General features: G+C 64.0%; 5 protein-coding genes. All 5 read right to left on the bottom strand.

Annotated features, from left to right (window positions below):
• Window positions 1–173 precede the first annotated feature (173 nt).
• Genes BJP08_RS00940 through BJP08_RS00920 form a run of 5 tightly spaced genes read right to left on the bottom strand, consistent with a single transcriptional unit; the run spans window position 174 to window position 6,447 of the window.
• Window positions 174–1,175 (bottom strand): alpha/beta hydrolase family protein, encoded by a 1,002-nt coding sequence (locus BJP08_RS00940; protein ID WP_071567812.1) that lies wholly within the window; start codon window positions 1,173–1,175, stop codon window positions 174–176.
• 27 nt (window positions 1,176–1,202) lie between these two features.
• Window positions 1,203–3,011, bottom strand: a complete 1,809-nt coding sequence (locus BJP08_RS00935) for a hypothetical protein (RefSeq protein ID WP_071567811.1) — start codon at window positions 3,009–3,011, stop codon at window positions 1,203–1,205.
• Window positions 3,012–3,024: 13 nt separating this feature from the next.
• Window positions 3,025–4,011: a decaprenyl-phosphate phosphoribosyltransferase gene (locus BJP08_RS00930; RefSeq protein WP_071567809.1), complete on the bottom strand. Its 987-nt coding sequence runs from the start codon at window positions 4,009–4,011 to the stop codon at window positions 3,025–3,027.
• Entirely contained in the window at window positions 4,008–4,511 is a 504-nt protein-coding gene (locus BJP08_RS00925; protein ID WP_071567807.1) for a phosphatase PAP2 family protein, read from the bottom strand. The genes BJP08_RS00930 and BJP08_RS00925 overlap by 4 nt, the downstream gene beginning before the upstream one ends.
• The gene (locus BJP08_RS00920) at window positions 4,498–6,447 is read right to left on the bottom strand and encodes a glycosyltransferase (RefSeq protein WP_255364710.1); all 1,950 of its coding nucleotides are present in this window, start codon (window positions 6,445–6,447) and stop codon (window positions 4,498–4,500) included. The genes BJP08_RS00925 and BJP08_RS00920 overlap by 14 nt, the downstream gene beginning before the upstream one ends.
• Window positions 6,448–6,848 lie beyond the last annotated feature (401 nt).

Here is a 6,848-nt window from a genome sequence, read left to right as displayed (position 1 = left end):
ATCACCGGGGTTTCAACGGCCGGTGGTGACGTCAACGCTGACGGCACCAACTCAGGTAACTGTGGATCGGTCATGAACAAAACCTCCTACGGATTAACGTTCACAACCACCCTGGCACTAAGGGAAATCAAGGAATTTGGTGCGCGGGAGCCAAGAAGTGCAAGGGCTGGGAACTACCAGGCGTTCATCACGTCCAAGATGCGTGGCTTCGTGTACTCGAGCTGCTGGCCGAACTGCTCCCAGTTGTGCAGGCCGACAGGCGTAAACACGGCGGTGTGCTTGACACCGGTGACAGTGGCCTTGGCGCTCCACAGCTTGGTGGTGAAGTTCGACACCATCTCGAGCGCGATGCCAGAGGCCTTGTGTTGTGGCAGGTAGCGATCGTCGCGGGCGGATGGCGTGCCGCTTCCGGCAGAGACGTAGACATCGCGGCCGCGGAGGTTGCCCATGTTCAGGAATGGGTCGTTCTCGTAGCGGCGGGGATCAAAGATAGAGCCCCACATGGCGTTGAGGTTGTAGAGGCCGCCATCGAGCAGTGCGAGGCGCAGCGCGGTCTGGGCGCCGGGGATGGTGGTGGTGAGGTAGCCCGAGTAGGACAGCGTCTGCCGGAACTGCTGAGGATGCAGTGCCGCGAGGTTGATCGCAGCGGTGCCACCCATGGATAGGCCGAGGATGGAGTTGTTCGTCGGGGAGACGCCGAAGTGCCGCTGCAGGTATGGGGGCAGTTCCTTGGACAGGAAAGTGTCCCACTTGTAGGTGACGGGGCTGTTGAAGTTGTAGGTGGCTGGCGCGTTCCAGTCGGTGTAGAAGGAGGACTGGCCGCCGACCGGCATCACGAGGGTGATGTTGTGGTTGACGAAGGTGCGGGCAGCGTTCACGTCTTGAACCCAGGCGTTGGTTTGCTCAGTGGCGCGAAGGCCGTCGAGCATGTAGAGGCCGGCGTTGCCACCACGCTGCGCCGGCTGGATCTGGACGGTGATGTGGCGGTTCATCGCTGGCGACCAGACGGTGCAGCGTTGTACCCAGTAGCCGACGCGGTCCCATTCGCAGGTCCCGGTGGAGTCGGGGCGCAGCCAGTCGCGGTTCGCGGCTTGTGCTTGGGGTGCGGCGACGATCATTGAAAGTGCGGTCAGGAGCGCTACCACAAGGCTTATCAGTCCGTGGCGGTTTTTCATACAGCGTTACCCTTTCTCAGCAGTTTGTTACCAAACTACACGGGCACCACTGTGGATACCCAAATCCTCGCCTTGACTGAGTCGTGCCTGTTCGTCCTCTGTGAGGTAGCCGAGATAGGCGGAGGGGTCGTCGGAAAGCTGGAGGGTTCGGCCGTTGCCCAGCGAGTATTTGATGTTCTTCCAGAAGCGTTCGCGGCTCATCGGTTCGCGGGAGGTAGCGAGCAGCTCAGCTATTTCGGGGCTACGGAGTGCGGCGCGGGCTCGGCGCGCTTCGTCTTGGTCGATCCACTCGGGCAGCTTCGAGAGGTCGACGGCCGTGTCCGCGGCTTGCCATTCGGCGGCGAGCTGCTTGTCGTGTCCGACGCGCCCTTCGGGGTCGCGCGGCATACGGGCCGCGAGCGGTGTTGCGAGGCCGACGGTGTCGAGGACGCGGACGTCGAGCGGCGCGTTCATGCTGGTCATGCCGAGGTTGATCAGGTAGAGCGACAACGGGTACGCCTGTAGGTCACTGTCGGCGTCAGGGACACGCGGGCGCGGGTACCAGGAGTAGAGCTCCGGGTCGCGGCTGATAAGTCCTGGTGCGATCTGCGCAGCACCAGCGTCGCGGGCATCGATGACGGCGTCGGCGTAGTTCGTCATGAGCTTCGAGGTCAGGAAGTCTTCGGCGTAGTGCGGCGGGTTGTCTGGTTCGCGGTTGACGGCCATGGTCCAGAATTCGCGCTCGTCGACGATGCCCAATTCTTTCGCCGTCCTGCTGTGGATGTCCTCGTCGAGCGGGTGGGCACGCACCACAATTATCGACGCCCACACCACCAGCACCAGCGCAACCACCGCGTTGAGGCGCGTCAGTGGCGCGGCCATCACAGGAAGCAGCAGCGCGAACAGCGGCAGCAGCCACATGCGTCCGTGCATGAAGTCGCCGCCGACGCGCAACACGTACAGGATGTGGATCAGCGCGCACCCCACGACGAGCGCGACGATGGCGGCGCGGCGTCCGTTGACGAGGAGGCGTCGTAAAGAGATGAGGAGCACCGCGATGACCAGCAGGAGCGGCAGGTAGAGCGCGTACGGCCCGATGAAGTCCCAGGCGTACTTGGCGCCTTGGCCCCACTCGCTGCCGGAGGCGGACTTGGCTACCGCGGTGTGCGGGGTGAGCAGCCCGTAGTAGCCCATGCGGAAGATCTGGTAGGCGGCCGGCACGGGCAGCGCGGCCGCCAGGATGCCGAGCGTCTTGCGCGGTGAGTACACCAGGAGCACCAGGCCGGTCAGGCCGCCGTAGAGCGCCAGCTCGGGGCGGACCAGCCAGGACAGTCCGCACCAGAAGGCGAGCCAGTAGCCGACCACGGGGGCGGCGCGGCGCGCGGTACCGCCCGCCCACTGGACGAGCAGCGCCCACCACGCCGCCAGCCACAGCAGGGACAGGCCCCACTCAAGGCCGGAGGTGGCGAAGTCGCGCGCGGGGGGCAGGGCGAAGTAGACCAGGATGCCCAGCGGAATCACCGCCGAGGTGCGCCAGAACCTACCCGAAGCGTACGTGGCCAGCACCGCCGCGACGACCGTGCACAGCAGCGCGAGCCACATCGCGATGGTTTCCAGGCGGGCGTCGCTGACCATCGCGAACGCGGTGATCAAGTACTGCCACAGGGTGGAGGTGTTGGCCTCCACACGCTCGCCTACGTTGAAGACTGGGCCGTTGCCGGCCAGCAGGTTGCGCACGGTGCGCAGGACGATGAGGCCGTCGTCAGACATCCAGCGTCTGGTCCACCCACCCCAAAATGCGAACACGCCCGCAATGGCGCACGACAGCAGCAGCGACACCCGGGCGTTATTCTTCATTGCGCCAATGTTACTAAGCCAGCGCTGGCACCACGTAAACCGCCAGCACAATGCACAGGATCCAGGCCGCGGCCAGCATCTGCAGTACGCGGTCCTCCAGGGCAATCTCGTCCGGCGCACCGCCGTGACCACCGTCAACCTTGGCGGCGTAGCGCAGGATCGCGATGACGAACGGCACCATCGAAATCTGATACCACACCGCGGCCGCGCCCTCGACCGAGTTGGAGAGCTGGAAGCCCCACAGGGCGTAGCTCATCACCACGGCGGTCGCGGACAAGGTCCACACGAAGCGCAGGTAGGTGGCCGTGTAGCCCTCCAGGGCCTTGCGGATCTTCGCGCCCGTCTCCTCCGCCAGCAACAGCTCCGCATACCGCTTGCCCGACGCCATGAACAGCGAACCGAACGCCGCGACCAGCAAGAACCATTGCGACAGTTCGATGTTCGCCGCCACACCACCGGCCATGGTGCGCAGCATAAACCCGGAAGACACCAGCGCGATGTCGATGACCGGGATGTGCTTCCAGCCGAAGCAGTAGCCCAGCTGCAGCGCAATATAGATGCCGATGACGAGGGAGAGGGCGAAGCCGTCCGTCGCTAAGAAAGAAAGGCCAAGCGCGGCGACGATGAGCACCACCGCCATGGCGTAGGCCAGGTTGATCGGCAGCATGCCCGAGGCGATCGGCCGGAAGCGCTTCGTCGGGTGCTCGCGGTCACTGTCCACGTCACGGGCGTCGTTGACCAGGTAAATCGAGGAGGCGCCGAAGCAGAACACCACGAACGCCAACAACACATCCAGCGCGGTGTGGGACGTCCAAGCGCCTGTCCCCGCGGCCAGCGGAGCGGCCAGCACCAGGACGTTCTTCACCCACTGCTTCGGGCGAAGGCCCTTCACCATGGCGTCGGGAAGGTTCTTCGGCGGGACGCGGACCTGCTGGTAGTCGACGCCTTCGGTGTGGGGTTCCGGCTTCAAAAAGGGTTCGTGCGGTTGCGTGTTGCTCACTTCAGCTGCCTTTCCACCTTGATCGTCGCTTTGGCGCACCCGGCGCCGAGCAAAGCACCGACAATAGTATCCGTCGGGTAGTGGACGCCAAGGAGGTTGCGGGAGAACATCATCACTGGCACCAGCAGCAGCGGCCACTTCTTGCCTGTGATGTCCATCAGGTGCACCGCGGCTGCGCCCGTGTTCGTCGCGTGCGAGCTCGGGAAGGAGAGCTTCGACGGGGTGGCCACGCCAATGTTTACGCGGGGGTCGTGCGGCCTTGGGCGGCGCACAATCCGCTTCACGACGACACTCGCCGCGTGCGCCACGAAGGTGCCCACGCCCAGCGCCAGCCACTTCGAGCGCCTTTTCTTATCGACGCCCGCCCCGATCCCCGCGACGGCCAACCAGCCGAGGTCGTGCTCGCCGAAGTGGCTCAAGCCCCTGGCCGCCTTGACGGCTGCCGGGGTGTACGTCGCGTTCTGGATCGCGACGAGGATATCAGCCTCACGCTTGCTCATCGAACACCTTCCCCCAGTTCTCTGCGCTGGTCAGCGCCGGTTTCGCGGCCTGGTACTGCTGGCGTAGCTCCTGCCAGCGCTCCTTGATTTCTTCCTGCAGCGCCTTGGTTTCGCGCAGCAGGTCGTCGGCAAGCGCCTTGTTGCGCTTGCGGAACGCCACACCCGTACCTCCGGCCGTGGCCACCGTCGCCGAGTCGAGGCGTGCCAGCGTGAACCAGCGGGCCTCCTCCGCGGTGAGGTTGAGCTGCGGTGCCTCCCAGTGCTCCTGGTTCTCCTGGGTGAACTGGTGGCGCAGCGCCTTGACCGCCCACGGGATCTTCTTCAGCTTGGCCAGACGCCCGCCGATATTCTTGGTGGGCACGCCCGGCGCGCCCGTCGGCGCAGGCAGCTCCGTTGCGGAGGCGAGGACCTTGGCGTCGTCGTAGTTGGCGCGGATCTTCTGGATGCGCGGCAGCGAGGTCTCAAGAATGTCGAACAGCTGGTCCGGGCCGACGAGGAAGTCCTTCATGGCCTCCAGCTGGATGGCCATGGTGGAGTACTCCATGCACATGATGTGCTTGTAGGTGGACTTCAGCATGTTCTTCAGCATCGCGTCCGGGGTTTCCGGGCCGTACAGGGAGGCGACGATGAGGCGGTTACGCATATGGAAGTACGCCTGCCAGTCGATGGCATCGTCCTTGTCGGCCCAGGCCATGTGCCAGATGGCCACGCCGGGCCATGTGACCGTCGGGAATCCGGCCTGCTTCGCGCGCAGGGCGTACTCGTTGTCGTCCCACTTGATGAACAGCGGCATCGGCAGGCCGAGCTTCTCCGCAACGACGCGCGGGAAGAGGTTCATCCACCAGCCGTTGTAGTCCACATCGACGCGGCGGTGCAGAGCACGCGACGTCGTCTTGCGCGGGTCCATCTCCTCCTCTTCGGTGCCGAGGTAACCCAGCGGGTACTTGGCAAAGTCGTGGTCGTACACCGCGTGCTCCGCAGCGCGGAACATGAACACATCCTTATCGACGGCCTCTCCCGTCGTCCGCAGCTGCGACCGGTCTTGCAGGTTCAGCATCTGGCCACCGACCAGGATTGGGGCCTTCGCGTAGCGGGCGGCCTGCACCGCGCGCAGGATCGAATCCGGCTCGATCGCGATGTCGTCGTCCATGTAGAGGATATATGGGGCGTCCGTGGTGCGCAGCGCCTCGTACATGATGCGGCCGTAACCGCCCGAACCACCCAGGTTGCCCTGGCGGAAGATCTGCAGCTTGCCCTGCAGGTTCTTCTCCGCCTCCTTGAAGTCCGGCAGGTCCGACGGGTGCTGGTCGCCCTGGTCGGGCATCAGCACATCGGAAATCGATTCGAGCACGAACGGGTCCTCCGCCAGCGCGTGCAGGGCGTTGACGGCGTCGCGGGGCCTATTGAACGTCGGGATCCCCACCGCGACCTGCTTCGGCTCCGGGCCGGTGATGGTGCCGTCCGGCATCGTCTGGGCCTCAGGCTCCTTGTCGGAGAACCAACCCGCGTTGCGGATCGTCGTGTCCGACTCCGCCGTGACGTCGAACCACAGCCAGCCGCCGTCCTCGAAGTTGCGCAGCGGCAGCACGACCTCCAGCACGCCGTCGCTGGCCTCAGCGTTTTGCACAGCGATGCGCTTGCCGTCGTGCTTCGAGCGGTAAATGGAGACAGTCGCCTGCCCCTCAACTTCCATCGCCAGCACAACGTTTTCCAGCTGCGACCAGCGCCGCCAATAGGATGCCGGGAACGCGTTGAAGTACGTCTCGAAGGAAACTTCCTCCCCGGCGGGGATGGATACGCTCGTCCGGTCCGCCCACGTCAGGCGCTGCTTATTCTGCTCTGCCTCGATGAGGTACAGCATGCGGACGTCGTGCGGTTCGCCCTTCTTCGGCATCAGCACTCGCTGAAGGACTTCTACTGCAGTCGTGGTTTCCACAGGTCTCACTTTCGGTGCCTAATTAGAGTTTCGCCCTAAGCGTAGTGCGTTCGCGGGCGCCGGTGCATGTTCGGCGCTCTCATATGTGGGTGCCCATAAAAATCTGGCGGGCACCAACCCCCTCGTCGGTGCCCGCCAGTTCGCGTTCGCTCTGCTTTAGTTCGATGCGCGGTCGATCGCCTCAAGGATCGTGCGCGTATCGTACGTGAGCAAGTATTTGAGGAACTTCATGACACTCTCCCTTCGGTTTCATTTACTTTGTTGACCGTTTGTTAACTTGCTGTTCACTTTAAGGAATTAGTGGGTGAAAGTCAAGCATTTATTTTCACCCACTATCTCGCTTTTCTGTTTACGCAGTTCAGGATGGCTTTTCCATGCCCCCACCGTTACCCCTGTGACTG

This window comes from Corynebacterium sp. NML140438 (assembly GCF_001875725.1).
Classification (GTDB): domain Bacteria; phylum Actinomycetota; class Actinomycetes; order Mycobacteriales; family Mycobacteriaceae; genus Corynebacterium.
This window is presented reverse-complemented; position numbering and strand designations above follow the sequence as displayed.